Raw genomic sequence first — 24,149 nt, forward strand, 5'->3', positions numbered from 1 at the left:
AAAATAGTGCTCTTAAGCCCCCCTACCTCCCAAACATGGCGCGTTTCCGTCTCTCCCTATTTGGCGAAGGTGGGCCTGGAAATTGCGAGACTCCTTTGGGAGAAAGAGGTAGACGAGATCCCGCAGAGAGCGATAGCGAACGAGGAAGCTATCAAATAAAAGAGGAAGTTCGACTAAAATCGTCACATCCTGTGACAACGTCGAACGACCCCACGTCGTGTGGGGCCGCGGAAAGCGAGTCGTTCCCCAGACACCCCAAGCACTTATTAAGCGTAATGGCCCCGACCAAATGATAAAAAGAGCATCCTCGAGTGAGGATGCTCTTTTTTGTTAGGCTTCGTAACTGGGGTCGGATTTTGCTTTTCGTTCTTCTTTTGCAACGCGCATAAATCGTTTCGTTTCGGAAACAACCACACCAGATAATCCAAGAAGACCAATTAAGTTTGGTGCAGCCATAAGACCGTTCATGATATCAGCAAATGTCCAGACGATATCGATTTTGACAACAGCTCCAATGAATACAAATACGATGAAGACGATTCGATAGGCTGGGAGCATACGTTCTTTGGTTAAGTATCCAAAACATTTCTCTCCGTAGTAAGACCAACCTACAATGGTTGAGAAGGTGAAGAAGACTAAGCCGATTGCGACAATCATTGAACCAGTGCTACCAAGGAAATATTCAAAGGATGCACTTGTTAAATCAGCACCATCGATATTTCCTGAATACATGTCAGCCATAACGATTGTAAGTCCTGTGATGGTACAAACTAAGATGGTGTCTAGGAACACTTGAGTCATGGAAACGAGTGCTTGACGTCCAGGGTAATCTGTTTTGGCAGCAGCCGCTGCAATGGGGGCAGAACCAAGGCCGGCTTCATTTGAGAATACGCCTCTGGCTACACCATATCGGATCGCGCTACCTACAGCTCCACCCACAGCAGCTTCCCCTGTAAAGGCACTTGTGAAGATCGTGGAAAAGGCAGGTCCGACAAGTTCTAAGTTAAGTAGGATAATAATAAGACCAGCAATAATATAAAATATCGCCATAATCGGAACAAAGAAAGATGTTACTTTCCCGATACTTTTAATCCCGCCTAATACTACTAAAATCGTTAAGGCTGTTAAAATAATTCCTGTAAGCCAAGTTGGTACATTAAACGTTGTGTCTACGGCATCGGCTAACGTATTGGACTGTGCCATATTTCCGATTCCAAAAGCGGCAATGGAACCAAAAAAGGCAAATAATATTCCAAGTGGCTTAGCTTTTAATCCTTTTTCCAGATAGTACATAGGTCCGCCGGCCATCTTGCCGTTTTTGTCAGTCACGCGGTATTTAACTGCGAGTATAGCTTCTGCATATTTGGTCGCCATGCCAAATAGTGCTGTAATCCACATCCAAAAGATTGCACCAGGTCCTCCTAGAAGAACCGCTCCAGCTACACCTGCGATATTACCTGTTCCAATGGTCGCCGCCAAAGCGGTGGTCAACGATTGGTAGTGAGAGATATCCCCTTTTGATTTCTTGTCCTGCCGCTTTGGGCTAAACGCAAGCTGTAGAGCATAAGGTAACATGCGTAATTGTAGAAACCCTAATCGGATCGTTAAGTATATTCCTGTTCCGACTAGCAGCACAAGGAGTGGTGTTCCCCATACGAAATCACTAATACTTTTTAATATTGCTAAGAGCTCTTCTTGCATACTATGTACCTCCTTTATTCATATAATATAAATATTCTGAAAAATCTGAAGAAATGTCAAGGACTCTTATGCTAAAATTTTTATAAGTTTTCAAAAAGAGCTATGATGTGTAATTGAGTTGAGGATTTACTATAATAGAGGAAGAACTAATGATAGAAGAGGGTGATCGTATGATTCATGTATTGTTTGTGTGTCTTGGGAACATTTGTCGCTCTCCGATGGCGGAAGCGGTATTTAGGGATTTAACAGAGCAAGAGGGAATGAAAGACCAATTTCGGATCGACTCAGCGGGAACCGGAAGATGGCATGAGGGCAAACCTCCCCATCAGGATACAAGAAAACTGTTAGATCAACACAATGTTTCTTATGATGGTATGACTGCTCGTCAAGTGAATGTTGCTGACTGGGACGAGTTTGATTACATTATTGCAATGGATCGTCAGAATTATAGTGATTTAGAGGCGCTACGTTCCTTTGATGAAGGTGTGGTTGTTGCTCAGTTTATGGATTATGTTCATGATAGCGACAGTGAAGACGTTCCAGATCCATACTTCACAGGGAATTTTGAAGAAGTATATGAACTAATCGAAAAAGGTTGTGAGAATCTTTTAGCTGACATAAAAGAAGCATACAAGTTATAAAATAGGAGGAGATCCCATGGGAGAAAATAAATTAATTAAAGGCGTGTTAATAGGGGCATTAGCGGGTGTTGTGTATGCACTTTTTGATAAAGACACTCGCCTTGAAGCCTCAACATGTGTAAAACAAACGAGTGGAAAAGTAAGAGAGTATGTTGCCCACCCATCTGATGCGATTCACGATCTGCGTTTGAAATACGAACATATGGCGCAAGCTGTTACTACAGGTTCTGAGCAGGCTGTTCGTATCTTGGATCAGCTTAATGAATTTCTAGAGAAGATCGAAAGTCAAAGCGAAGAACCTACTGAGTAATCATACTCCATTTTTCATATGCGAGGTAGGGGGATATATTGTCTACTATTATTCAATTCGGGAAAGATTTATTTAGTCGTTTCTCCGACCATGAAGTGGCAGGGTTAGCCGCACAATTAGCGTATTTCTTTTTGCTATCTATTTTTCCGTTTATGATCTTTCTAATTGCGCTTATGGCATATTTGCCGATTTCTATTGAAGATATCGTCATGGCCATGTCACGCTATATCCCAAGTGAAGCAATGGATTTACTGACATCAAATTTAGAAACGAAAAATACAGGGCTGCTATCAGTTGGTTTACTCGCAACGCTGTGGTCTGCTTCGAATGGCACGAATGCTGTCATTAGAGCGTTTAACAGAGCTTATAATGTACAGGAGGACCGTTCCTTTATTAAAAGTCGTCTCATTGCCATTGTCCTTACTGTTGCGATGTTTATTGTCATTCTTGTTGCTCTTATGCTTCCGGTCTTCGGTAAAGCGATAGGGGTATATGTGTTTTCGTGGTTTGGTGTCTCTGAAGATTTTCTGGCTATATGGAATGCGTTGCGTTGGGTCATATCGTCTACGCTTTTCTTGCTTGTGCTTATGTCTTTATATATTTTAGCACCTAATCACCACGTAAATATTAGGCAATCTTTCATTGGAGCTGTCTTTGCAACAGTGACGTGGCAAGCGGCTTCGTTAGGGTTTTCATTTTATGTGAATTCAGGTGTGGGTAATTATTCTGCTACTTATGGGAGTTTAGGAGCTGTCATTATTTTAATGATTTGGTTTTATCTCTCGGGAGTTGTCATTATTCTAGGTGGCGAAATTAATGCGATGTTACGTGAACGTCAATGGTTTAAACGGTAACTCTTTCAAAGTCCTTGGGATGTACATAAAGGATGCCTCCAGAGAGCATTCTAATAAGGACTTCATGAGAGGGAGGTTGATGACGAATGGCTAATAACAAGCGCAATCAAAAAGCACGCAGCGATAAAAACCAAAACAAGCAAACTTCTGATGATGCTAAGCATAAGACGAGTAGTTCTGCGAATAAAAAGAACAACTTCCATTAATTAATAGAACGGAGCTATACACGAATGGCTTCGTTTTGGAAAGTCCCGCTATTATTTAGCGGGGCTTTTTTGTATTAGGAAGGCTCTGTTAAAGTTTAATGTTGTTATTATTTATAACAAGATTGTTCAAGAATAGGGCAGGATTGTTGAAGACTCGAAGCTGAGACACTTCGTCGTGTATGTGGCCGTTACGCTTGTAAGTGCTAGGGCAGGATCGGGGACAACTCGCTTTCCTGCGGGGAGCTGGGAAGCCTCCTCAATCGCTACGCGCTTTCCGGGGTCTCCCCTAAGCTCCTTACCCCGCGGGAGTCTCGCAGTCCCCGATCCTGCCTAACGTTTATTGGATGAACGGCCACTCATCATGAATGCATTAAAGCCCCCACCTACCATATTCGGCTCGCTCCCGTCTCTCCCCACTTTGCAAAGGTGGGCCTGGAAATTGCGAGACTCCTGCGGGAGAAAGAGCTAGACGAGATCCCACAGAGAGCGAAGCGAACGAGGAAGCTCGACAGCTCACCCGCGGAAAGCGAGTGATTTCCAGGCCCGCCTTACGCTCCATAAAAGTTGACGGGAGCGTTTCTCTATTCATAGCAAGACGGGGTCATCTTGAATTCAAGTCTTCCGCATAAGGGGGCTTATATGGAACAAAATCAACCCTAAACGTTAACAGAGCCAAACAGAAAAAAGGAGTATGAAGCTGAATAACAGCTTCATACTCCTTAAGAGCGCAATAAACGAAGACCGTTTAAAATAACAAGAATGGTACTTCCTTCATGCCCAACGACACCTAGAGGAAGGTTGAGGAATTGAAGGAAATTCGAAATGATTAGAAGCATAATAACGAGAATAGAGAAAATCACGTTTTGCTTTACAATTCGGTTCATTTTTGTTGATAAGGACAATGCATTGGATATCTTCGGTAAATCATTCTTCATGAGAACGACATCGGCTGTCTCGAGTGCGACGTCGGTTCCTTCTCCCATAGCAATCCCCACGTTTGCAGTAGCTAGAGCAGGGGCGTCGTTAATGCCATCACCTACCATGGCAACGTTTTCGAAGGATTGGCGAAGAAGCTTCACTTGTTCGACTTTGTCTTCTGGCAAACACTCCGCCACGTAATTGTCGATGCCGCATTCTTTTGCGATGGCTTTCGCTGTCGTTTCATGGTCTCCAGTAAGCATTACGGTGTAAATGCCATTACGACGTAAGGTTTGAATAGCGCGTTTTGTATCCTTACGAATGGTATCTTTGAGCGCGATTAATCCGGCTATGCCATTTTCATCGGCAATAAAGGTTAACGTTTTACCTTCGTTTGCTAATTGCTCAGCTATTCCGTTATGGAAACTGAAAGCTTCTTCTTCTCCGACGAACGCAGCTTTCCCGATTTTCCATTCCTTATCGTAGACACTTGCTGTTACTCCATTTCCGGAAACATCTTTCATATTAAATACATCTAAGTGCTCAGTAGCATTATTTGCTTCCCCGTGTTTTACGATGGCCTGTGCAAGGGGGTGATTTGATTCTCGTTCTATTGAAGTGAAGATCCCTAATAAATTCTCATCATCTGAACGGAAGTAGGCATCGGTTACAATTGGTTTTCCGTTTGTTAATGTTCCTGTTTTGTCAAAGGCTATGGCTTGAAGATGGGACAAATTCTCCAGGTGTACACCGCCTTTAAAGAGGATGCCGTTCCGGGCACCATTAGAAATGGCAGATAGTGTTGCGGGCATAATGGATGCGACAAGAGCGCAAGGAGAGGCAACTACTAGCAGAATCATAGCTCTGTAAATCGTGTCTTGCCAACTCCATCCAAAAGCGAAGTGCGGGATAAACATCATAAGTGCAACAGCAATAAGCACAACTTTAACGTATGTTCCTTCAAATCGTTCAATGAATAGTTGGGATGGTGATTTTTCACTTTGAGCAGATTGAACGAGTTGAATAATTTTTTGAAAAAGCGTTTCGTTCGAACGCTTCGTAATCTTTACCGTAATGCTTCCGTTAATATTAACGGTCCCGGCAAACACCTCAGCTCCCATTTCTTTAGAAACAGGGACAGATTCTCCTGTAATGGCGGCTTCGTCAAGAGAAGTATTTCCTTTAATAATTTCTCCATCTGAAGGAACGCGTTCACCGGCCTTAACTAGAATGTGATCTCCGATTGTAAGTTCAGACACGTGAACGAGCTCTGTTTTTCCGTTATAAACACGAAGAGCTTCTTCTGGTTGAAGATCCATCAAAGATGAAATCTCGCGCTGACTCTTGTTCATTGTGTATGTTTCAAGAGCACCGCTCATAGCGAAGATAAAGATTAAGATAGCGCCTTCTGTCCAGTACCCAATGGAAGCCGATCCGATCGCAGCAAAAATCATGAGCATTTCGACATTTAGATCTTTATCCTCGATGGTTTCTTCAATGCCTTCTTTCGCTTTAGCAAAGCCACCTATGATAAAGGCTGAAATGTATAATCCCACTGATACAGGTTCACTAAGTATACCTTCTGTTAACCAGGCTGTTAAAATAATAATCCCACTTATAATGGCCGCGATTAATTCACCGTTGCTTTTTAGACTGGCGATGAATGCGGACTCGTTCTGTGAAGTAGATGCAGAGGATGGGGAAGTCATCATTGTGTTTGATTCAGCTGACATTTTCTCAACTCTCCTTTTTTAATTGAGAATGAAAACTCTTTTCAATTATCTCAACTATTTATTTTATGTTGTTAAAAACCTTGTTAAATAGTGATAATGATTCTTATTTAGAATTATTATAATTTAGTATGTAATTTAATAGTAGCACGTTTTTGGTCGAAGTCAAGACTTACAATTAAAATACGCATTGGCGGAGATGTAAATAATAAACCCACTTGAATTCAAGTAGGGTGGTTGCTATATTAAGTGAGATTACATCAAGGGGAGTGACAACTGTTTTGAAACGCTTAGTAATGTATGGAGCACTCTTATGCTTGGTTTTTCTTTTATCGGCATGTTCTGAAAATACTCCGCACTCAGAGTCTAAGTGGGAGCAAGTAAAAGAGAATGGTGAGCTTATCGTTGGGACGTCTGGCACACTTGTTGGAGTATCTTACAAACCTGAAGATTCTGATCAGTTGTCTGGTTATGATGTGGAAGTTATGCGTGCCCTTGGGGAGAGATTGGGTGTAGAAATCGTATTTAAAGAGATAGGGGTAGATGAAATGTTTGCCGCAGTAAAGAGTGGAAAGGTTGATGCGGCGATGAACGATTTTCAGATCAATGATGAGCGAGAAGAGAGCTATTTGTTCAGTGATCCTTATAAGTATTCATATACCACTTTAATTGTGCGTGAAGACGATAATAGTGGAATTAAGGAATTAGAAGACCTGGAAGGAAAGAAAGCAGGGGGAGAAGCTACGACGACATTTAGTGAAATTGCACGTGCTTTTGGTGCTAAAGTCATTACATACGATAACGTATCGAATGAGGTCTACCTAAAGGATGTCCATCGAGGAATTCTTGATGTTATTATTAATGATTATTATTTATCAAAGGTAGGGCTTAAAGCGTATCCTGAATACGACCTGGTTTTACACCCTGACATTAAATTAAATCCAACTGAGCATGGTGTTTTATTAAACAAGGAAAATCCGTCTCTTAAGGAAGAGATAGATCAGGGTATGTTGATGTTGAGGCAAGAAGGAGAATTAACCCGACTTGCTAAACGATTCTTCGGTGAAGATGCATCCATAAAACCCAAAGCCCCCATTCAAAAAAGCCCCGTTGCAACACAATAAGAAAGAGGCATCCTGTCACAGGATGCCTCTTTCTTGTTATAAAGCATTGAAGCGTGCCAGACACCGTTTATTGCTTTAGAGTGATGCAGGGTGTCTGGCACGCTGTGGGTCTTTATTGTGTTGAAGCGAGTGGTGCTTCTTTTTTTAGGGAGATTGGAATTAGTATCAGAATGAGCATCGTTGTGATGATGTGGAAGAAGGATGCTCCAGGGAAGAGGTCAATAAATACTCCTCCTGTGTAGGGTCCTATTATACTTCCGATACTAAATGCAATTCCGCACATAATATTACCTGCAGGCAAGAGGCTCTTTGGTAGGATATCGGTCATATAAGAAATACCGAGGGAGAAGATCGATCCTACGAATATGCCTGACAGTGTAAACAAGGCAAATAACCAAGCTGTGGAATCTTCAAAAATAGAAGCTAGGAAGAAGCAAACGATTCCTGCGAGGATTACGCCGATAAGCACGTTTTTACGCCCGATTTTATCACTCAGAATTCCTAAAGGGAGCTGTGAGAGAATGCTACCAACTGCAAACATAGGAATGATTAAAGAAAGCATACTCACCTCATGCCCGATGCGCATTCCGTACACTGGGAAGTTACCGTGTAGGGTCGCTTCGAGAAAGCCGTAACCAAATGGAGGAAGGAACGCTACCCATGCTAATTTACCTGCTTGAAAGAAGCGTGAAAAAGAGCTAGATGAAGAGGTGTAGCCTCCATCGTCTTCTGGATACTGATTGCGTACAAAAAGCATAAGAGACCAGACAATCACACTGAACCCGGCAGATAATAAGAAAGGTAAAGCGATATGGATATCCACAAGCCTTGTCATTAAGGGGCCGATGGCAAATCCAGCGCCAAAGAACAGGCCGTATAGAGCAATGTTTCTCCCGCGGCGCTCTTCTGGAGATGTCGTGGTAATCCAGGTCTGTGTTCCGAAATGGAGCATATGATCTCCAATCCCTATTGTTACGCGTAATATAAACCAGAACCATAAAGATTCCCAAAACGGAAAGAAAGCCATAGAGACAAAGACAAGCGCACCTCCGAGAAGGATCATTGGCTTAAAACCAATGCGTTGCAAAGGCTTTTCCATAAATGGTGATGCAAGTAATACGCCAATATATAAGCCGGTCGCATGAAGACCATTTATTGAAGACGAAACACCGTTTTGCTCTAAAATGACTGCAATTAACGGTAGAAGCATCCCTTGAGTGAAGCCTGAAATGGAAACTAATAGAATTAATACTGTAAAACGAAAACGGGTTGAAGCCATTAGGTCGTCCTCCAAAACTTATTCATTTGTTTATGCTACTAACAGCCATTGGAAATAGCAAGGGAAATCCTTGCATGTCTCTTGTTTTATAAAGGACCTTATGGCAAGGTATTAAAGGGTTAACCTAAGCAGATTACGTTATCAATCCACTAATATCGGTTACACTATAAGTAACAAGAAATCTTACTGAGATTTGAAAAGGAGTGAAGCTTAATGCCACAACTACAATTTTATTTAAAAAATGAAGGTATTCGTACATCTACAGAATTTGGACAACTTAACATTTCACCTGATGAGGAAAAAGGGTTTCGCCCATTTCAATTAATGGTATCTTCCATTGCAAGTTGCAGTCTTTCTGTTTATCGTAAGATTCTAGACAAGCAACGTATTGAGTATGAAGATATTAAAGTGACAGCTGATGTAACTCGTAACGAAGCTGAAGCGAATCGAATTGAGAAGATTCATATGCACTTCGTTGTTAAAGGTGCACACCTTGATGAAGCTAAGCTTACAAAGAACTTAGAGTTATCTAGTAAGAACTGCTCAATGGTCCAATCCGTTAAAGGAAGCATCGAGATTGAAGAAACAGTTGAAGCAATCGAGCTAGACTAATTGAAATAAAAGGGGAAGAGCTTTGCTGCATGAGCAGTGAAGCTCTTTTTTTTATGTATGAAATGAATTTCTGAATGCATACAAATTCCTGAGGACGTTCAAACTAAGTAAAAATCGAAAGGAAAGTGACCGATGAAAATAGATATGAAACAATTCCTTGCTCTTATTGTCGCTATTGTCTTACTTGTCCCGGGTTTTGTAAATGCAGCGGAGAAGAAGGGTCCTGATGAAAGTCAGGAGGATAAAGGCAAAATTCCAAGTCATGTATTGAACATTTCAAAAGACAATACCTACCCTAACTCAACACAAGATCAAGTGACGCTAGAGCCAAGTGAGCTAACGAGAGAGTTAATTGAAGGCTCAGAGGTAAAGATCGAGAATCCGCAGTTAATTAAGATGCTCAATGAAACAAATTTAAAACCATCACCTGTAGCGATCGGATATCGTGGCATGGTCTATATGGGCCACTGGCCGCTTCAATATGAGTCAGAAGAAACAAGTATTAACTGGCAGTATCAAAAGATTAACCAAAACCAGTTGAACAACCTTGGTGGTAATGAGACACAAAAGCTTAATTATAATCAAGAAGATGAGAAACATATCAAAGGTGGCTTAACGGCTAAGATTGAAAAAACAGAAGACATCAAAAAGATGATGCTTCTTGAGGCGCAGGATAATACAGATTTGCCACTATCGTTCCATACGGTGTTTGGTAAAGGAACCAAGAAAGATAACTCCTACGGCATACCGCCTAAAAAGATCGGAACATTAAGCGCTTTTGCACCAGCTGTAAATGAAAAGGGGAAAGTCACATTTGGAGAAGTCTATATTGAACTAAAAGGTTCAAAAAAATACCTCGTTGTAAAAAACGTAACTAAGCAAGGGATCGGAGCCTGGATTCCCATCCAAGACCATATCTCCTTCAACTTCAACATTCAATAAGACTTTAGCCAAACAAAGCGTGCCAGACACCATTTAGAGCTTTACCACGGTGAAGCTCTAAACGGTGTCTGGGACGCGGTGATCCTTTACAGTGATAAAATAATGCCTGCCCCTCGTGAAGGGCAGGCATTTTATTGGTTCTGATCAGTTGATGGTGGAGAAGGGAGATCAATATGCTGTAGTGACATTTGAACACCAGAGTCAAACAGTTTCTCAGCGATCATTCTCCTAGCCTCTTTGGCTGCGGTCCAGTACACAAGGTCTTCGGTTAATCCGACAATCGTGTATTCATATCCTCGGTGATCTTTATTTAAAGAGGTCATGCCGTAGACTTGGAATGGTTGAATCGGCTTTTTTGTTAAGTCTTTCTTTAAGTATTGGTCAAGCTCTTCATTAAGTTGTTCACAAGTTTCCTCTAACAGCGTAAATATACGTTTTGGATCCTCAGTGAAGCTAACAGTGATTGCTTCGATGACACGCATATGATCGATGTTATAGTTTTGAATCGAATTGACTTGCCCATTACTAATGGTCAGTAGCTTCCCGCTCCACTGCCGTACTTTAAGAAAACGGAGCCCGATATCTTCTACAGTACCAATGAATTTGTCATTAATAGAGACGAAATCGCCTTTATGAAGCTGCTTTTCGTAAATAAAGAAGATACCCGATAAAATATCTTTAATGAGGCTTTGTGCCCCGAAGCCAAGAATAATCCCGATGACACCAGCCCCGGCCAGAATACTTCCGACCTCTACACCATATACAGAAAGGATATAAATAATGATTCCGATTGTAGCTGTATAGGAAACAATGGAATTAATCATGGATTCAAGCGTCTTCTCTTTTCGTTCTTCTATGAAAGAAGTTCGTTCAAAGAAAGATCGAATTGATCGCCTAATGAACCGAATCCCGATAAAAACGACAAGAATCGCAACAATGACTTGAACGATTTTATAGTCGAATATTTGAAGGAAAACTTCGTACCAATTCTGCAAGTTGTTGATCCATTCGTTCATAACTAAACCTCCGTCATGCTTGGTGATGGCTATATTATAGCATGAACGAAAGTGCGTCACTATAAACACTCGGCGCCATTAGACAAAATACGACTTTTCTAATAGGATAGAGCTACATGACTTCAATTATAAAGGAGAACATCCATGAGTAACGAAGCTAAAATTGATGAACTGAAACTACGTCTAAACACATTTATGACGAAAGTTGATGAGTTGGACCCAGAGAAAACATCTGTCGAAGATGTGGATCGCTTAATTAAAATGCTAGAAGATTTAGAAGAACGTTTTTAAGGATAAGACACCTGTAATGGGTGTCTTTTTTTTATATCTATATAGAAAATGATTAATGTAGTAGGGGGTAACACGTTTGGAGTATCTAGCTCTGTGAGGGGGCCATATAAGGAAGCAATTTTACTGAGTAGATTTTTCTATAAATTCTTCATTTTTAAACATTTAGAATGGTAAAAATTCCATTTTTATATTAAGATGATAACTAAGATAGTCACAGAGAATCATTGACAATGGAAAAATGTGAAAAATGACACCTTAGAAAAGAACCTCATAAAGCACCTAGAATTCTGGCATCTTACTTTAAAAACGAACAGATGTGAATTCAATCTTCTATATAAGGGGATTAGCATATGCGAAATGGAGAAACTGGTCCGATCTGTTCTTCTGAGCAATTAGAATCGGTTCGGCAGCTAGTAGGACCCAACGAGCCTGCACTGTTTACCGTGTTGCAACAGTTAACGAAGGAATATGATGAGATCACTACTATACACTTAACTAAGGAATTTTGTTTTCTGTGCCAAACCGATGAAAATAAGCGGGTGGGCATGGAATATTTGTATATGAATGGACTTCTTGATGAGGTACAGGAATTAGTTAAAGTAAACGAGGAATCAGATAATCTAGTTAACCGTGAGTGGGCTTATCTTTATCAATTCTTTTTAGATAGAAAACTTAGGAATGCTGAAATTACCGATATTGACTCTTTCGTTTCAAAGTTCCAATCTTCTGACCCTGAATTAGAATGCTTGGTAATTTTCACTGTATTTTATGCTCATTGTGATAAGTTAGACTTTGCCTACACAAAAGAGCATAGAAATGAATTGACTCAGAAAATGCTTGAGGTTAAGAGCACATTACTTAGGCTGTACTTTCAATATAGAGAGAATGAAATGTTGTTTGTAATTCACTGGAGAAATAATGAGGTAGAAATGGCGCGCCATTATGGTGAGAATTTGCTTGAAAATACTCTTATTAATTATGAGAAGAAATGTTATGTGCTGGCTAATTTAGCTGAAACCTATATATATGATGACTTTAATATGGCAATTAAATATATGGATGAAGCTGTTGATATTGCTGAAGAGTATAATTTAACTTATTATTTGAGTTTATTTAAAAAAGAAATTATACCATTTATCCATGCAGTAAACGGAAAATGTGAAGGTATTGAAACAACTGATATCCCTGAAGCTGCTCATTTAGCGGTGATGAGTGGTGATAAAGAAAGAGCTATTGAGTTATTAAGTGAACTCGATGATCTATCCCCTTTCCAACTTTACTATCTAGGATTAGCTAAAGATAATGAAAAATTACTATATGAATCTTATAGGAGAATCATTGATGAAATAGGAGACTATTTCTTCGGAAGGTTGCCGTTAAGAGAGTTACAAAAAAGGGGGTGGGATAGTGTTGAAGAAAAAACTTATAACATTAATTAGTGTACTAGCGTTAACTGTATCTTTACAACTAGGTGTGGAAAAAGAACCTAATGAAGAACTTTCTTCTGTAGAAGCTAGTTCAGCTGAGATTATGACTTTTAGTGACCCATACATCAAAGGTGTAGGTAAATAACATTCTAAAGGAAGCATCCAATGCTTCCTTTTTTCTATCCCTCCAAAACAACAAATATTCCCACTACCCTTTTTTAATCAAGAGGGTTGATTTTTTTACGTTAGTCCTTTACCATATTAAATTGTTAACGAACTAATACAATAACGTAAAAATACAAATCTCTTGAAACCTATAGGAGGGTATAAAAATGCTAGCTTGGTCAGTTGTCGTATCTGTACTTGTTATGACGGTTTTAAGCTTGTTGCGTGTCAACGTCATCATTGCCATATTAGCTGCAGGGCTTACAGGCGGGCTTATGACTGGTGCGAGCTTGACGGATACATTAGATATGATTATTAACGGCATGGGCGGACAAGCGCAGGTTGCCCTAAGTTACATTTTATTGGGTGCCTTTGCTGTTACGATTGCTTATTCAGGTATTACAGGTATTCTTGTTCAAAACTTATTAAAAGTGATGAGGGGAAAACGAGTAGCGCTTTTATTCGTGATTGCAGGTGTTGCATCTTTATCCCAGAACGTAATTCCAGTTCATATTGCTTTTATCCCAATTCTTATTCCACCGTTATTAAAACTGTTTAATGAAATGAAGATCGATCGCCGCGGAGTAGCTACGGCTTTAACATTTGGTTTGAAAGCTCCTTATCTTATGATCCCTGCTGGTTTTGGACTGATCTTCCACCAGACCATTCAAGACTCTATGAAAGAAAATGGAGTGACCGTTTCAGTGCCTGAAATTGCTCAGTCCATGCTCATTCCAGGGTTAGGAATGGTTGTTGGGCTCCTTATCGCGGTCTTAATTACGTACCGTAAACCACGTGATCCTGAGGAGATTATCCAGGTAGACTCTGAAAAAGCTGAAGTAGCTGCCTCAGAAGAAAATGTAGAAACCTTTGGTCGTAAGCATGTTTTCACGATTATTGCTATTGTTGTTGCCCTCGGTATTCAATGGTATACAGGTAGCATGGTGTTCGGGGCACTTGCTGGACTTGTTTCTATGTTTGCGTTCCGTATCGTACCTTTCAAGAGGGGCGATCAAGTTGTTTCAGAAGGTATTGGAATGATGGGGACAATTGCATTTGTTATGCTCATTGCTTCAGGATTTGCTAACGTCATTCAGACAACGGGTGCCGTTGAGGCGCTTGTTGAACAAACATCTGGAATGCTTGGTGATAATAAAATGGTTATAGCATTCCTGCTTCTTATCGTAGGTCTTGTGATTACGATGGGGATTGGTTCATCCTTTGGTACCATTCCGATTTTAGCAGCGCTTTATGTACCAATCTGTGTGGCAGTCGGTTTCTCACCACTTGCTACTGTAGCCTTGATCGGTACAGCAGGAGCTCTTGGTGATGCAGGTTCACCTGCGTCTGACAGTACACTCGGGCCAACATCAGGATTGAACGCTGATGGTCGTCACAACCACATTTGGGACACCTGTGTTCCGACTTTCTTACACTACAACATTCCGTTGTTTGTGTTCGGTTGGGTCGCAGCAATTATTTTATAAATAAATAGATCGTTCCACCAGCCTGCCCCACCACACCGGGGCAGGCTTTTTTAGTGCTTTAAACCACTAAAACGTGCCAGGCACCCTTCATTGCGTTAGAGCATTGCAGGGTGTCTGGCACGCTGTTTTGCTTTAGAGTAATGAAGGGTTAGTTGTGTATATTTTGGTGGTTGTGATGAAGACTAGTAAAAAAAGGTGGTGTGTGCTTGTGAGGATTTGGTTGCTTATTAGTATGGTGGCGGGGTGTTTACTCTTTGCGCCAAATGTGAGTGCTCACGGAAGCTATGGGTGGGGGTTCAGTAAAATAGGGGGAGGACAGCCCCCTGATGTAGGTGAATATGGGCCGCTTTTAAAGAAGTATGGCGGCTATTATATGGACCATACGGATGAAAAGGTCGTATATTTAACGTTTGATAATGGTTATGAGCAAGGATACACAGGTCAGATCTTAGATGTGTTAAAAGAGAAAGATGTTCCGGCAACATTCTTTATAACAGGACACTATGTAAATAGCGCTTCTGATCTGGTGAAGCGAATGGTTAAAGAAGGTCATATTATTGGTAATCATTCCTGGAATCACCCAGACTTATCAAGAGCTTCTTCAGCTAAAATCAAAAAAGAATTAGATCGAGTTGAGGATGCTGTAGCGGAGATGACAGATCAGGAATCGATGCAATACCTTCGACCTCCAAGAGGTACCTTTAGCGAACAGAGTTTGGCTGAAACTCAGGAGATGGGTTACATTACAATGTTTTGGTCATTAGCATTTGTGGATTGGCACACCGATGGTCAAAAAGGGTGGGAATATGCATATAGAAGTGTTCTAAAGCAAGTTCATCCTGGGGCAATTATATTGCTTCATACTGTGTCGGAGGATAACGCACTTGCTCTTGAGCATATGATTGATGAACTTCGTAAAAGGGGCTATACGTTTAAGAGTCTCGATGACTTAGTCTTGAAAGATCTATTGCCTAACCCATTGCAGTCATTATCTGGATTATAAGAAATAGCGAGGCCTCATTTTTAGAGGGCTCGCTATTTTCGTAATGTAATGCAATTGTAGTGTGTTTCTACTTCAACCAAATTGAATTGATTCAACTTTAGATCATTTTGGAAAAATGTTTTCTCAGGAAACCATTTCGAAGAGACGTCCTCTACAGACCATTGTTTACTGATGTTCCACTTCGTTTCTTCCCATTCTTCGTACCACTCCTCTGGGAAAAAAGAAGCTGTCTCTGAACTTTCATTAGAAGAAATGACATTTTCACTAACGATAAGTAAAGTGCCGTGTTCAGTGAGAACGCGACTTGCTTCACTTAAAACTTTCGGGCGGTCCAATAAATGCCAAACCCCAAAGGCTATAACAACATCAAAGCTATCCCTTTCAAAAGGTAAATGTTCAGCATCCCCTTTACGGTAAGTAATGTTAGGATTTCGGGTTTTGGCCTCCGTAAGTTTCCTGACAGATCGGTCGAGTCCAGTAACGTGGGCCTCATGATCAGAAAGCGCGTTTGTTAAGGCACCATCTCCACATCCTATGGATAAAACATTTTTCCTATAGAGTGTCGTGCCTTGGTCTTCACATACTTGCAAGAAGTAATTAAACTTATGTGAGGCTTCATGATGGGGATCCACTGCCCCAATTTGATCGGAGCTCATATGATCAACTCCTTACTGGCTTACATGATTGGTCGAACTCATGCATAACCAATGTTCATCTGGGTCTTGAAAATAAAAAGCTTTTCCGCCTTCTGATTCTTCGATCTCTGTAACGGAGAGGTTCACTTCATGGAAGAAGTGGTAACAGGCATGAATGTCTGTTGTATAAAAATCTATGACAGGATTATGCTCGATATTCGCGTTAGAGTTTGAGAAATGTAATGGAGATACTGAATTTGTCTCCGCTAATTTAATGGTTGCTGTTCCTTTTTCTCCAAAGGAAAGGTAGCAGGCATGGTCTTGTTTCTCTACAGTGTGTAGTCCGAGGATTTCAGTATAAAATTCCTGAGACTTATCTAAATTTGAAACGGGTACTTCGATGGTAGCAATTTTTACAATTAATTTATCGTCCATAATCTTCACCTCTTCAATTTTGTCTAAGTATGATTAGTTTTCTTTTCCTTTTTTGGTAGGCTGATAAACAAGAAAACCATATCAAGTTAAATGTAGGTTGTTTTAGGGTAGCGTTAAAAGATATGAGACAATGAGTCGTACAAAGAAAGGAAGAGGCTTGATATGTCAACACGTTACAATTGGCAAGAACATGTTTATTTAGATACGTTTTATGACTTCGACTACACGTTGCTGCGTTTTAGTCTCGACCCGCTGACTAAATTAAATCGGGAAGAAAGGTGGGTGCAAATTCCTGTCCAAATCGGACCAGAACAGCACGTTGTTCAAGTAGAAGGGATTGGTACAAGAGAGGAGCCGGCTTTCGTGATAAAAGGGGATTCAATAGAGCGGAAGGAAGAACTGCTTCACCACATGCATGACTTATTTCAGTGGGATGTGAATCTAGAAGACGTTCATGAGCATTTCCTTGAAACGAATCTTGATCAGTTGTTTAAGGATCATCCTGCAACTCCGATCGTTAAGGACTTCCACCCTTATGATTGTCTAATGAAAACGATTATTCACCAACAGCTTAATATGAAGTTTGCCTATACATTAAGTACGCGTTTTGTTCAGACATATGGTAATCAAATAGATGGCGTATGGTTTTATCCAACGCCTGAACGCGTAGCAAAAATTCCTTATGAAGAGCTTCGTGCTTTGCAATTTAGCCAGCGGAAAGCTGAGTATGTAATCGATACATCTCAGAAGATCGTTGACGGGGAACTAAATTTGCAGGAGCTCACTACGTTAGATAATGAAGAAGTTATGAAGAAACTGACGAAAATTCGTGGAATTGGACCTTGGACGGTTGAGAATTGGCTTTTATTCGGAGCAGGGCGTGCTGACTTCTTGCCAAAGGCTGATATTGGTCTCCAAAATGCTTTGAAACTATATTTTGACCTTGAGAGAAAGCCAAAACATGATGAAATAGAAACGATGAGTACGGGTTGGAGTCCATATAAGAGTTATGCCTCTTTAACACTTTGGAGAAGTATAGAGGGGTGAAGAAGTCTGGTCATGTTATATGACCAGACTTTTTTATTGGCTTCAATATATCGTAGATGGTGGAAAGTGAGCATGTTTGTTGTTCCTGCGCATACATTTTTCTATATGTCTTTTATCACCTATACGATCAATCGAGTAAGGAGAGGGAAAATGAACGTACTCCATATCGCCTCAGAGTGTGTGCCGTTTTGTAAAACATATGGTTTAGCCGACATAATAGGTTCCTTACCGACAGCTCTTCAGGAACAAGATGTTAAGGTCAGCATCATAATGCCTTTATATAAATCAATTCCATCTCATTTTCGAGCCATGATGACCACTCATACAGTATGCTCGTTGCAGTTGGGGTGGAGGGAGAAAGTTTGTTATTTGAAAGAAGCGGAGTTTGATGGACTTAAATATTATTTTATTGAACAAGACGAGTACTATGGATATGAGGAGGTCTATGGTGATCCTCAATCTTTTCATGAAGCTGAGCGCTTTGCGTTTTTCTGTAAAGCTGTTCTAGAAGTTCTTCCAAAGCTCCGTGACAAGCCAGATGTGTTGCATGCGCATGATTGGCAAGCAGCGTTCATTCCTTATTTATTGAAAGAAGACTACAAGCATAACCCTTATTATGCTTCTATGAAGACTATGTTTACGATCTATCAATTGAATCACCAAGGGGTTTATCCATCTGGAACTTTTCATGACTTGCTTGGTTTAAAGGAAGACATTTGTGAGTATTATGGCAAGATCAATCTTATGAAAGCAGCTTTGATACATGCTGATCTACTTACAACAGTAAGTAAGACCTATGCGGATGAAATTCTCAACCCCGATTACGGGGAAGGCCTGGATGGTGTGTTACGTGAGCAACAATCTAAGCTTGTTGGAATCTGTAATGGGGTAGACCTCTCGGTTTATGACCCATATACAGATCCCTCCCTTGTATGTCACCCACCCCTTAAAGAGTGGAAGTCTGTGAATAAAAGGGCTCTCCAGCAACACCTTTCGCTGCCGGTAAGAGAGGTTCCGATTGTTATGATGACTTCTCCCGTTGGATATTCCCAAGGATTTGAAATCGTCCTACCTATTCTAGAAGAATTATTGGATGAAGAAGTACAAGTTCTAATTATTGGGACAGAAAATGATGACTTTAAGCACCGTTTAAAAGACGTGCATAAAAGGAAGTTGTTTGTTCATACTGGGTGGGACGAAGAGTTAATGAGACAAGTGTACGCTGCGGCAGATCTATCGTTGATCCCTTCTCGTTGTGAACCAGGAGGAGAAAGGGCGGCTATGGCTTTTCAATATGAGGTAGTGCCTGTGGTGAGGGAAACAGGTGGACTTAAAGATACCGTTACGAGTTTCAATGAATTCACAGGAGAAGGGAACGGGTTTACGTTCGCCCCTTATCAAGCTCATGACTTGCTTTTTACCGTGCGGAGAGCTCTCCACTTTTGTGGGGATCCGTTACTGTGGTGGCGTATTGTGCAAAATAGTAAATCTGAAGATTACGGATGGCATGAACCATCTAAATCGTACGTAAATTTATATAAGACGCTTCTTTCATACACTGACCAGGAGGTGCGGTAATAATGTTTCGAAACGTAGATGCTTTTAAAGAGGCTTATCTTGAGAGGTTAGTGAATATGCACGGAAAAGGTGTGGAAGAAACGACCCCTTCAGATCAGTATGCCACACTAGGGGCGATGGTTCGGGAATATGTTAGTCGAAATTGGATCACAACGAATGACCAGTATCGTGATAAGGGTGAGAAGCAAGTATACTACTTGTCGATGGAATTTCTATTAGGGAAGTTGTTAAAGAGTAATTTAATGAACCTCGGTATTCGTGAATTGTGCGAGCAGGGGTTGGAAGAATTGGGGATTGATCTAGATCGCATTGAGCAACAAGAGCCTGATGCTGGTCTTGGAAATGGTGGATTAGGGCGTCTTGCGGCTGACTTTCTTGATTCGATGGCTTCTCTTCGGCTCCCGGGGCATGGGTGTGGTATTCGCTACAAGTACGGGTTATTTGAGCAGAAGATCATAGATGGTTACCAGGTTGAAATTCCGGACTATTGGCTAAGGGAAGGGAATGTGTGGGAGCTTAGGAAATCAGATAAAGCTGTAGAAGTCCGATTTGGAGGCAGGGTAACCTCTTATGAAAAGGATGATCAACTAACATTTGTGCACGAAGATTATGAACCTGTATTGGCCGTTCCTTACGACATGCCGATTGTGGGGTATCGGAACCAAACGGTAAATTCCCTCCGTTTATGGAGTGCGGAGTCTGCTATTAAAGATTTTGATTTTAATCAAATGAATGACCACAATTACCATCGTCTTATTGAATATAAGAAAGCGACTGAAGCGATATCAGAATTCCTCTATCCGGATGATTCAACAGAAGAGGGGAAGCGGCTTCGTCTGAAGCAACAATACTTTTTAGTATCAGCAAATCTGCAAAGTATTTTGTGTCGGTTTAAAAGAATGAATAACGACTTGTCGGAGCTTTCGAATAAAGTGGCGATTCATACCAATGATACTCATCCTGTGCTTGCGATTCCTGAGTTAATGCGCCTATTAATGGATCAAGAAGGGTTAGGTTGGGATGAGGCGTGGTCGATTACGAAGAAGACGATTTCCTACACCAACCATACACTTATGGCAGAGGCTTTAGAGCGATGGTCTGTGGATTTAATGCAAGGACTTCTTCCGAGAATTTATATGATCATAGATGAGATCAATGAGCGTTTCTGTAAAACGCTATGGGAAACCTACCCTGGACAATGGGAGAAGATTCACCATATGGCAATCATTGCGGATGGGTATGTGAATATGGCGAACTTAGCTGTTGTAGGAAGCTATAGCGTCAATGGTGTTTCGAAGCTCCATAGCAATATTCTTAAGAAGGAATTGATGAAGCCATTCTATGAATGGGAACCACATAAGTTTAATAACAAGACAAATGGCATCACTCATAGACGTTGGCTCATGTATGCGAACCCTGACCTAACGTCAGTGATCACGGAAGCGATTGGCTCAACGTGGTTGAAGAACCCGAGTGACCTGATGAACTTGCAGCCCTTAACGAATGATCCTTCTCTTCAACAAGCTAGTGCGTACGTGAAGCGTCACAATAAAGAAAGGTTATCCAATCATATTGCGGATCATTACGGGATCTCAGTAGACCCTGATTCTATATTTGATGTCCAAATTAAACGTATGCATGCTTATAAGCGTCAGTTGTTAAATGTCTTTCATATTATGGATCTTTATCGCAGGATCAAAGAAAATCCAAAGAGCAGAATTACGCCACGAACTTTTATATTTGGTGGCAAAGCCGCTCCGAGCTATCATTTAGCCAAAAGTGTTGTAAAGCTCATTCATACGATTGCAGATGTTATTAACAACGATAAATCCATTAATGATCAGATAAAAGTTGTTTTTATTCGGAACTATGGGGTGACAGATTCTGAACGAATCATCCCTGCTTCTGACATCAGTGAACAAATTTCAACCGCAAGTAAAGAAGCATCAGGAACAGGAAATATGAAATTTATGATGAATGGCGCTGTCACAATCGGTACACATGACGGAGCTAATATCGAAATGGCTGAAGCAGTAGGGGAGGATAATATCTTCTTATTTGGCCTTAAGCCGAACGAAGTTCTCTCCTATTATGAGAATGGTGGCTATCACGCCCGTGAAATGTATAATCAAGACCCAAGGTTAAAGCAAATTTTAGATCAGCTGATGAATGGGACGTTTGTGAAGGAAGATGTGGATTTTAAATCTATTTATTATAGCTTAATTGACCACGATGAATTCTTTGTTCTAAAGGACTTCTCTGCCTACATTGATACCCAACAGCGCATTGCTAAAGCGTATGGGGATCAAAAGGAGTGGAGGCGCATGAGTTTACACAACATCGCACATTCCGGCAAGTTCTCAAGTGACCGCACCATCCATGAGTATGCAAGTGGGATCTGGCAGCTTGAACCGGTATTTATCTAATAATGTATTTGCTTGTAATGAGGATGGCGCTATGCGTCATCCTTTTTGATTTAGTATAAGTCTTTTATTTTTTGCAGGTTCTTTATTCACTTAGTATATTTCTGTCTATAACTCTATTTACTTGTAAATTGAATCGTTCCTTTGGACTAGTATTAAAGAAAGAGATTAAGATATAATAGAGAAAAGGCTTTATTTTAGGAGGGGAAGAAACCATGGAAAGAGCGAAACGCTTTGTTGTCGTGCAAACCCCTGATTGCTTTTTTATATTATCTAGCTATGATCACCAAAGTTTTCAAAAAGTATGGGGCTACGTTGATGTTGTAGGAGGTTTTCCCACGCAGAAACAAGCCAGGAAGTATGTACAAAATCGGTTGAGGCAAGGGGAAATTCAGCTAGATACAGAAGGTTTTGCAGTGTATCGGGATGATAAAGGGAAATTGAAATATATAGAGTTGAAAGCGGTCCAAGATTTAAGGGAGCGTTTCGGATGGTTTCCAATCGAGGGTAAATTCTCATCTGAAAAGGAAGCGCTTTCATATATTATCCGTGCACAAACATCCATGGATTCGCCTTGTTTACCGCATACTTCATAGATTTAATCTCTCCCCGTTTGATATACTAGCTTAATAAGAACGTTTAGGGGAGGAGAATGGCGATGACTACTTTTACAGATAAAGTCGTAATCGAAAAGCCACGTGAAGAGGTCTTTCTATTTACGACCAATATAGATCACTTTAAAGATGTAATGCCTAATGTAGTTCAAACAGAAATTCTTACAGAAGGGGCATTTGGGGTTGGTACTAAAATAAAAGAAACACGAGAGATCAAGGGCAGGAAAGGCACCTCAACAATTGAGGTAATTGAGTATGTTCCAAATGAGCGTTATTCTGTAAGAAGTGTACTGGAAGGGTTAGAAACCATCTATCATTATTCCTTCCATGAAAATGGTACTCAAACCACGATCGAGTTTGAATGTGAACTGAAGGCCTCTACATGGAAGATGAAGATGATTAAACCGATTTTTAAGAAAACACTTCAGCGTGAAGACAAAGATCATTTGAATCTGATCAAGCGGGCTCTGGAGGAAGATGAGTAAAGTCTACTTTATTCACTAAGGGATATCGTTATAAAAATAGCTACGCTTAGAGTGTTTAACTCTAAGCGTAGCTATTTTTATTAGCATTTTCATAGTTTGTCTATTTTTCTATAGAATTAGAGGTTAAATAGAATGGTTGAAGTGTTAACTTCTTTATAATTTTTAGAAAATTTGTTTAAGTAAACGCTTTCCAAAGCCTTTATATCGGGGTCTCAGCGTTTGTGTAGATTTTTTGTAAAAACTTAAAATTAGCTGTTTACACCGTCTGGTATGAGTCTTATAATTTCAGATTGTACTACAATTTTGATCGACAATACGAAAACAATTTGAAGTAAAGGAAGATGCGTATGTTCAAAAAGGTCCTTTCCTTTTTAATTATTAATTTGGGTGTATTTTGTTTAGCGGTAAACGTCCACTTTTTCCTATCCCCAAACAACCTGGCAACAGGTGGAGTGAGTGGTCTTTCAATCGTTCTGCATAATATCTACCCTGACATTTCTTTAGGGCTTGTAATGTTAATCTTAAACGTAATTTGCTTTATACTAGGCTTTATATTTATCGGATTTAACTTTGGAGCAAAAACCATTTATACAAGCTTTGCGGTTTCGTTCATGGTTTGGGCACTTGAGCGATTTGCTCCTCTTAGCCAACCGTTATCCGAGGATATTCTGATTCAACTGATTATCGGCCAAATGATCGCCGCGGCTGGTATTGCTATGGTCTTTCACCAGGGGGCGTCTACTGGAGGAACCGATATTATTGCTATGATTATTAATAAATTCTTCTCCCTCGAACTTGGTAAGGCTGTCTTGCTATCAGATATTGCTATTGCAACTTCATCTATATTCTTATTCGGTCCGCAAGTCGGGCTATATGCCTTCTTTGGTGTTATTCTGAATGGAATTGTGATTGATTATGCACTGCAGCAATTTGATAATAATAAAGAGATTGTTATTATCAGTCGTGAAAGTGAAAGAGTTCAACACTTTATCGTCAATGAACTTGGAAAAGGGGCGACGATTCATACTGCTAAAGGCGCCTTCACCCAGGATTCAAAAGAAGTGATTACGACAATCCTAAAACGTAAGGATTATACGCGTCTTAAGAAATATATTGCTGAAATTGACCATACAGCGTTTATCACCGTTCACTCGATGAATGAAATTATAGGTGAGAACTTTAAACGTTTAGCTTAATAGAGGTAAATGGAATAAACTTGTCACAAT

At 40.5% G+C, this 24,149-nt stretch carries 23 protein-coding genes; 17 read left to right on the plus strand and 6 right to left on the minus strand.

Features of this window, described 5'->3' with window-relative positions; translation table 11 throughout:
• Positions 1–330: 330 nt before the first annotated feature.
• Positions 331–1,701: an alanine/glycine:cation symporter family protein gene (locus tag ACYX4O_RS02485; protein ID WP_476354292.1), complete on the minus strand. Its 1,371-nt coding sequence runs from the start codon at positions 1,699–1,701 to the stop codon at positions 331–333.
• Between the two features lie 170 nt (positions 1,702–1,871).
• Here ACYX4O_RS02485 and ACYX4O_RS02490 point away from each other — a divergent pair, with 170 nt between their 5' ends.
• Genes ACYX4O_RS02490 through ACYX4O_RS02500 form a run of 3 tightly spaced genes read left to right on the plus strand, consistent with a single transcriptional unit; the run spans position 1,872 to position 3,506 of the window.
• Positions 1,872–2,342, plus strand: a complete 471-nt coding sequence (locus ACYX4O_RS02490) for a low molecular weight protein-tyrosine-phosphatase (protein WP_476356983.1) — start codon at positions 1,872–1,874, stop codon at positions 2,340–2,342.
• Between the two features lie 16 nt (positions 2,343–2,358).
• Positions 2,359–2,652, plus strand: a complete 294-nt coding sequence (locus tag ACYX4O_RS02495; protein ID WP_476354294.1) for a hypothetical protein — start codon at positions 2,359–2,361, stop codon at positions 2,650–2,652.
• 38 nt (positions 2,653–2,690) lie between these two features.
• Entirely contained in the window at positions 2,691–3,506 is an 816-nt protein-coding gene (locus ACYX4O_RS02500) for a YihY/virulence factor BrkB family protein (RefSeq protein WP_476354296.1), read from the plus strand.
• A gap of 925 nt (positions 3,507–4,431) precedes the next feature.
• Here the strand turns inward: ACYX4O_RS02500 and ACYX4O_RS02505 are convergent.
• Positions 4,432–6,363 (minus strand): heavy metal translocating P-type ATPase, encoded by a 1,932-nt coding sequence (locus tag ACYX4O_RS02505; RefSeq protein ID WP_476354298.1) that lies wholly within the window; start codon positions 6,361–6,363, stop codon positions 4,432–4,434.
• A 266-nt stretch (positions 6,364–6,629) separates the two neighbouring features.
• Here ACYX4O_RS02505 and ACYX4O_RS02510 point away from each other — a divergent pair, with 266 nt between their 5' ends.
• Positions 6,630–7,484 carry a transporter substrate-binding domain-containing protein gene (locus ACYX4O_RS02510; RefSeq protein WP_476354300.1) on the plus strand — a complete coding sequence of 285 codons (855 nt, stop codon included), beginning with the start codon at positions 6,630–6,632 and terminating at the stop codon, positions 7,482–7,484.
• A gap of 112 nt (positions 7,485–7,596) precedes the next feature.
• On the opposite strand, the gene ACYX4O_RS02515 is transcribed toward ACYX4O_RS02510, so the two are convergent.
• The gene (locus tag ACYX4O_RS02515; RefSeq protein WP_476354302.1) at positions 7,597–8,763 is read right to left on the minus strand and encodes an MFS transporter; all 1,167 of its coding nucleotides are present in this window, start codon (positions 8,761–8,763) and stop codon (positions 7,597–7,599) included.
• Between the two features lie 213 nt (positions 8,764–8,976).
• Here ACYX4O_RS02515 and ACYX4O_RS02520 point away from each other — a divergent pair, with 213 nt between their 5' ends.
• Together ACYX4O_RS02520 and ACYX4O_RS02525 are read left to right on the plus strand one after the other, a co-directional pair.
• On the plus strand, positions 8,977–9,375 hold the full coding sequence (locus ACYX4O_RS02520; RefSeq protein WP_476354304.1) for an OsmC family protein: 399 nt from the start codon (positions 8,977–8,979) through the stop codon (positions 9,373–9,375).
• Between the two features lie 132 nt (positions 9,376–9,507).
• Entirely contained in the window at positions 9,508–10,317 is an 810-nt protein-coding gene (locus ACYX4O_RS02525) for a YfkD family protein (RefSeq protein ID WP_476354306.1), read from the plus strand.
• Between the two features lie 131 nt (positions 10,318–10,448).
• Here ACYX4O_RS02525 and ACYX4O_RS02530 read toward each other — a convergent pair whose 3' ends face one another.
• On the minus strand, positions 10,449–11,333 hold the full coding sequence (locus tag ACYX4O_RS02530) for a mechanosensitive ion channel family protein (protein WP_476354308.1): 885 nt from the start codon (positions 11,331–11,333) through the stop codon (positions 10,449–10,451).
• Between the two features lie 144 nt (positions 11,334–11,477).
• On the opposite strand from ACYX4O_RS02530, the gene ACYX4O_RS02535 reads away from it, so the two are divergent.
• From ACYX4O_RS02535 to pdaA, 5 genes are all read left to right on the plus strand, one after another.
• On the plus strand, positions 11,478–11,624 hold the full coding sequence (locus tag ACYX4O_RS02535) for an SE1561 family protein (protein WP_188655004.1): 147 nt from the start codon (positions 11,478–11,480) through the stop codon (positions 11,622–11,624).
• A gap of 350 nt (positions 11,625–11,974) precedes the next feature.
• The gene (locus ACYX4O_RS02540; protein WP_476354310.1) at positions 11,975–13,063 is read left to right on the plus strand and encodes an AimR family lysis-lysogeny pheromone receptor; all 1,089 of its coding nucleotides are present in this window, start codon (positions 11,975–11,977) and stop codon (positions 13,061–13,063) included.
• The gene (locus ACYX4O_RS02545; protein ID WP_476354312.1) at positions 13,032–13,196 is read left to right on the plus strand and encodes a hypothetical protein; all 165 of its coding nucleotides are present in this window, start codon (positions 13,032–13,034) and stop codon (positions 13,194–13,196) included. Before ACYX4O_RS02540 ends, ACYX4O_RS02545 begins: the two co-directional genes overlap by 32 nt.
• 187 nt (positions 13,197–13,383) lie before the next feature.
• Positions 13,384–14,703: a Na+/H+ antiporter family protein gene (locus ACYX4O_RS02550; protein ID WP_476354314.1), complete on the plus strand. Its 1,320-nt coding sequence runs from the start codon at positions 13,384–13,386 to the stop codon at positions 14,701–14,703.
• A 232-nt stretch (positions 14,704–14,935) separates the two neighbouring features.
• On the plus strand, positions 14,936–15,706 hold the full coding sequence (gene pdaA, locus ACYX4O_RS02555; RefSeq protein WP_476356985.1) for a delta-lactam-biosynthetic de-N-acetylase: 771 nt from the start codon (positions 14,936–14,938) through the stop codon (positions 15,704–15,706).
• Between the two features lie 32 nt (positions 15,707–15,738).
• On the opposite strand, the gene ACYX4O_RS02560 is transcribed toward pdaA, so the two are convergent.
• Positions 15,739–16,362: a class I SAM-dependent methyltransferase gene (locus ACYX4O_RS02560; protein WP_476354316.1), complete on the minus strand. Its 624-nt coding sequence runs from the start codon at positions 16,360–16,362 to the stop codon at positions 15,739–15,741.
• 12 nt (positions 16,363–16,374) lie between these two features.
• Positions 16,375–16,776 (minus strand): VOC family protein, encoded by a 402-nt coding sequence (locus tag ACYX4O_RS02565; RefSeq protein ID WP_476354318.1) that lies wholly within the window; start codon positions 16,774–16,776, stop codon positions 16,375–16,377.
• Positions 16,777–16,938: 162 nt separating this feature from the next.
• Here ACYX4O_RS02565 and ACYX4O_RS02570 point away from each other — a divergent pair, with 162 nt between their 5' ends.
• From ACYX4O_RS02570 to ACYX4O_RS02595, 6 genes are all read left to right on the plus strand, one after another.
• Positions 16,939–17,823, plus strand: coding sequence for a DNA-3-methyladenine glycosylase family protein (locus tag ACYX4O_RS02570; RefSeq protein ID WP_476354320.1), 885 nt, complete (start codon positions 16,939–16,941; stop codon positions 17,821–17,823).
• A gap of 150 nt (positions 17,824–17,973) precedes the next feature.
• Complete coding sequence (locus tag ACYX4O_RS02575; protein WP_476354322.1) at positions 17,974–19,401, plus strand: glycogen synthase; 1,428 nt, start codon at positions 17,974–17,976, stop codon at positions 19,399–19,401.
• Positions 19,402–19,403: 2 nt separating this feature from the next.
• Complete coding sequence (locus ACYX4O_RS02580) at positions 19,404–21,827, plus strand: glycogen/starch/alpha-glucan phosphorylase (RefSeq protein ID WP_476354324.1); 2,424 nt, start codon at positions 19,404–19,406, stop codon at positions 21,825–21,827.
• 212 nt (positions 21,828–22,039) lie between these two features.
• A complete protein-coding gene (locus ACYX4O_RS02585) occupies positions 22,040–22,420 on the plus strand; it encodes a hypothetical protein (protein ID WP_476354325.1) in 381 nt (126 codons plus the stop codon).
• Positions 22,421–22,482: 62 nt separating this feature from the next.
• The gene (locus ACYX4O_RS02590) at positions 22,483–22,923 is read left to right on the plus strand and encodes an SRPBCC family protein (protein ID WP_476354327.1); all 441 of its coding nucleotides are present in this window, start codon (positions 22,483–22,485) and stop codon (positions 22,921–22,923) included.
• Positions 22,924–23,270: 347 nt separating this feature from the next.
• Positions 23,271–24,119: a YitT family protein gene (locus ACYX4O_RS02595; protein ID WP_476354329.1), complete on the plus strand. Its 849-nt coding sequence runs from the start codon at positions 23,271–23,273 to the stop codon at positions 24,117–24,119.
• The last annotated feature ends 30 nt before the right edge of the window (positions 24,120–24,149 follow it).

The sequence above is a fragment of the Pontibacillus sp. ABV4_188 genome, from assembly GCF_056311905.1.

Coding starts and splice junctions, on each gene's coding strand:
- ACYX4O_RS02530 (WP_476354308.1), bottom strand. CDS start 11,333: ATGAACGAATGGATCAACAACTTGCAGAATTGGTACGAAGTTTTCCTT.
- ACYX4O_RS02525 (WP_476354306.1), top strand. CDS start 9,508: ATGAAAATAGATATGAAACAATTCCTTGCTCTTATTGTCGCTATTGTC.
- ACYX4O_RS02575 (WP_476354322.1), top strand. CDS start 17,974: ATGAACGTACTCCATATCGCCTCAGAGTGTGTGCCGTTTTGTAAAACA.
- ACYX4O_RS02485 (WP_476354292.1), bottom strand. CDS start 1,701: ATGCAAGAAGAGCTCTTAGCAATATTAAAAAGTATTAGTGATTTCGTA.
- ACYX4O_RS02515 (WP_476354302.1), bottom strand. CDS start 8,763: ATGGCTTCAACCCGTTTTCGTTTTACAGTATTAATTCTATTAGTTTCC.
- ACYX4O_RS02550 (WP_476354314.1), top strand. CDS start 13,384: ATGCTAGCTTGGTCAGTTGTCGTATCTGTACTTGTTATGACGGTTTTA.
- ACYX4O_RS02570 (WP_476354320.1), top strand. CDS start 16,939: ATGTCAACACGTTACAATTGGCAAGAACATGTTTATTTAGATACGTTT.
- ACYX4O_RS02590 (WP_476354327.1), top strand. CDS start 22,483: ATGACTACTTTTACAGATAAAGTCGTAATCGAAAAGCCACGTGAAGAG.
- ACYX4O_RS02520 (WP_476354304.1), top strand. CDS start 8,977: ATGCCACAACTACAATTTTATTTAAAAAATGAAGGTATTCGTACATCT.
- ACYX4O_RS02595 (WP_476354329.1), top strand. CDS start 23,271: ATGTTCAAAAAGGTCCTTTCCTTTTTAATTATTAATTTGGGTGTATTT.
- ACYX4O_RS02540 (WP_476354310.1), top strand. CDS start 11,975: ATGCGAAATGGAGAAACTGGTCCGATCTGTTCTTCTGAGCAATTAGAA.
- ACYX4O_RS02565 (WP_476354318.1), bottom strand. CDS start 16,776: ATGGACGATAAATTAATTGTAAAAATTGCTACCATCGAAGTACCCGTT.
- pdaA (WP_476356985.1), top strand. CDS start 14,936: ATGGTGGCGGGGTGTTTACTCTTTGCGCCAAATGTGAGTGCTCACGGA.
- ACYX4O_RS02580 (WP_476354324.1), top strand. CDS start 19,404: ATGTTTCGAAACGTAGATGCTTTTAAAGAGGCTTATCTTGAGAGGTTA.
- ACYX4O_RS02535 (WP_188655004.1), top strand. CDS start 11,478: ATGAGTAACGAAGCTAAAATTGATGAACTGAAACTACGTCTAAACACA.
- ACYX4O_RS02490 (WP_476356983.1), top strand. CDS start 1,872: ATGATTCATGTATTGTTTGTGTGTCTTGGGAACATTTGTCGCTCTCCG.
- ACYX4O_RS02505 (WP_476354298.1), bottom strand. CDS start 6,363: ATGTCAGCTGAATCAAACACAATGATGACTTCCCCATCCTCTGCATCT.
- ACYX4O_RS02560 (WP_476354316.1), bottom strand. CDS start 16,362: ATGAGCTCCGATCAAATTGGGGCAGTGGATCCCCATCATGAAGCCTCA.
- ACYX4O_RS02585 (WP_476354325.1), top strand. CDS start 22,040: ATGGAAAGAGCGAAACGCTTTGTTGTCGTGCAAACCCCTGATTGCTTT.
- ACYX4O_RS02495 (WP_476354294.1), top strand. CDS start 2,359: ATGGGAGAAAATAAATTAATTAAAGGCGTGTTAATAGGGGCATTAGCG.